The 2,407-nt window shown below is 67.8% G+C and carries 4 protein-coding genes; 3 read left to right on the top strand and 1 reads right to left on the bottom strand.

Translation table 11 applies throughout. From position 1 onward, the window contains the following. Positions 1–81 precede the first annotated feature (81 nt). Positions 82–822 carry a cytochrome c biogenesis CcdA family protein gene (locus tag ACTS11_RS20835; protein WP_442642196.1) on the bottom strand — a complete coding sequence of 247 codons (741 nt, stop codon included), beginning with the start codon at positions 820–822 and terminating at the stop codon, positions 82–84. Between the two features lie 144 nt (positions 823–966). On the opposite strand from ACTS11_RS20835, the gene ACTS11_RS20830 reads away from it, so the two are divergent. The 3 genes from ACTS11_RS20830 to ACTS11_RS20820 all read left to right on the top strand — a co-directional run. After that, positions 967–1,260: a hypothetical protein gene (locus ACTS11_RS20830; protein WP_442642195.1), complete on the top strand. Its 294-nt coding sequence runs from the start codon at positions 967–969 to the stop codon at positions 1,258–1,260. A 164-nt stretch (positions 1,261–1,424) separates the two neighbouring features. After that, positions 1,425–1,727, top strand: a complete 303-nt coding sequence (locus tag ACTS11_RS20825) for an ArsR/SmtB family transcription factor (protein ID WP_442642197.1) — start codon at positions 1,425–1,427, stop codon at positions 1,725–1,727. 39 nt (positions 1,728–1,766) lie between these two features. Then, a partial coding sequence (locus ACTS11_RS20820) for a YeeE/YedE thiosulfate transporter family protein (protein ID WP_442642194.1) occupies positions 1,767–2,407 on the top strand: 641 nt, incomplete at its 3' end.

Raw genomic sequence — 2,407 nt, 5'->3', positions numbered from 1 at the left:
GAGGCCGCCCCCGCCGCGATGGTCGCCACCGCCGTCAGCGCCAGAATTTTCCCGAACATGGTCCCTCCCTTCCGGCTGCCGTCAGCCGATCGCCTGGAAAACCTCGAAGTTCTGCAGCATCCACTGCCCGATGTAGTTCATCGCGTTGGTCGCGATGAGCAGCCCGAAGACCACCAGCGCCGCGCCCGTCACGCGCTCGACCGCGCCGAGGTGCCGGCGGAAACGCGCCATGAGCTGCATGAACGGCCCCACGAAGGCCGCCGCGAGCACGAAGGGCAGCGTCATGCCGATCCCGTAGCTCGTCAGGAGCAGCGCGCCCTGCCCCGCCGTGTCGGTGCCCGCCGCGGTGAAGAGGATCGCGGCGAGGATCGGTCCGACGCAGGGCGTCCAGCCGAAGGCGAAGGCCAGCCCGATGAGATAGGCGCCGCCGAGTCCGAGGTTCCGGGTGTCGCCCATCTCGCTCCGCCACTGGCGGTTCAGGAACCCGATGCGGAAGACCCCGAGGAAATGCAGCCCCATGACGATGATGAGCGCTGCCGCGATCCAGCGCAGGACGTCGAACCATTCGCGCACCAGTTGGCCGAGCGCCGAGGCCGAGGCGCCGAGCCCGACGAAGACCGTGAGCATCCCCGCGGCGAAGAAGAGCGCGCCGACGATCGCCCGCCCGCGGACCGCGGCGGGGACCGAGCCATTCGCCGCCATGGCGTTCACACTTACGCCCGCGAGGTAACTGAGGTAGAAGGGCACCATCGGCAGCACGCAGGGCGACACGAAGGACAGGAGTCCCGCCAGGAACGCGCCGGTCATGCTGACGTCGAACATGGGCCCCTCCCGATGCCTACATATTCAAGAATTCATATTAGTTTCGAATTTCGCCGCCCGTCAATCGCGTCGTTGATTCGCGCGGTCGGGTTTCTTCTCCTGGTTGCGCCGGGCATTCTTGCAGCTCCCGCGGTCCGCGCCGACATGATGCTTCTCATGTTCGAGGAGCCGGGCTGCGTCTGGTGCGCTCGATGGACGGCGGATGTCGGGCAGGAATACCCTATCACGCCCGAGGGGATCGCCGCACCCCTCGTCCGCACGGACCTGCGCGATCCGGTGCCCGAGGGCGTCACGCTCGCATCGCCGCCGCGCTATTCGCCCACCTTCGTCGTCGTGCAGGACGGCACGGAGCTCGGCCGGATCGAGGGCTACCCGGGCGAGGATTTCTTCTGGGGCCTCCTCGGCCGCATTCTCGAGCGCGCGGAGCCGCAAAGTTGAGCAAGGCGCACCCGGCGAGCGGCGCAGGGCGCAAGGTGGTTGGCGCAAGATTGCATGAAGGCTAGGGTTCGATGACCTACGACCGCAAACCGGCTGAGCAGTCCGAGATCATGCCTGACGACCATTCCTGCGTAAGGTCCATCCTGCCCGACCCGGGCAAGCCGATGGACGAGGAGACCTGGAAGCGCGTGAAGAACAACGCGCAGGATGCCTCGGACTTCCTCAAGGCGCTGAGCCACGAGGGGCGCCTGATGATCCTGTGCTCGCTGGCGCATGGCGAGAAGTCGGTGACCGAACTCGAGCACATGCTGTCCTCGCGGCAGGCGGCGGTCTCCCAGCAGCTCGCCCGGCTCCGCCAGGAAAGGCTGATTTCGGCCCGCCGCGACGGCAAGCAGATCTTTTACAGTTTGACAGACGACCGGGCGCGCCGGATCATCGAACAGGTCTACGAGTTGTTCTGCACCTGAGCCTGACCAGCGGCCAGCGCCGGTGCCAAGGGAGGGAACATGCTCGATCTCGTCGGGGAATCCGGCGCCATCCTCGCGGTCGGCGCCGTGGGCGGCATCGCTCTGGGTCTCGCGGCCCGGCTCGGCAAGTTCTGCACCCTGGGCATGATCGAGGACGTCCATTACGGCCAGGACTACGGCCGCATGTGGATGTGGGTCACGGCGCTCGGCACGGCGCTCCTCCTGAACTTCGGGGCGGAGGCGCTGGGCTTCATCGACCTGTCCTCCACGATCTACCTCAACCACCGCTATTCGCTGCTGGGTGGCATCGTCGGCGGCCTCTTGTTCGGCTACGGGATGGCCCAGGCGGGGAATTGCAGCTACGGCGTGCTCGCCCGGCTCGGTGGCGGGGATATCCGCGCGCTGATGATCGCCATCGTCATGGGCGTGACGGCGAGCGCGGCAATCTTCGGCGTGCTCGGAGGCGTGAGGCCGATGCTCTTTCCCATCGCGGAGGCGGACGCCGCCGCGTCGGGGCTCGCCCATCGGATCGAGGCGCTGACCGGCCTGTCGCACACGGCCATCGGGCTCGCGATCGGGGCGGTCGCGCTCCTCGTCTCGGTGCGCTTCCAGACGCGGGGCAAGCGCGTCTCCCGGGTGGCCTGGGGCGTCGTCGCCGGAGCGGCCGTCAGTTCCGGCTT

Source organism: Roseicyclus sp., assembly GCF_052168335.1.
Taxonomy (GTDB): domain Bacteria; phylum Pseudomonadota; class Alphaproteobacteria; order Rhodobacterales; family Rhodobacteraceae; genus Roseibacterium.
The sequence above is the reverse complement of the archived record's forward strand: the minus strand, read 5'-3'. Positions and strand labels throughout refer to the sequence as shown.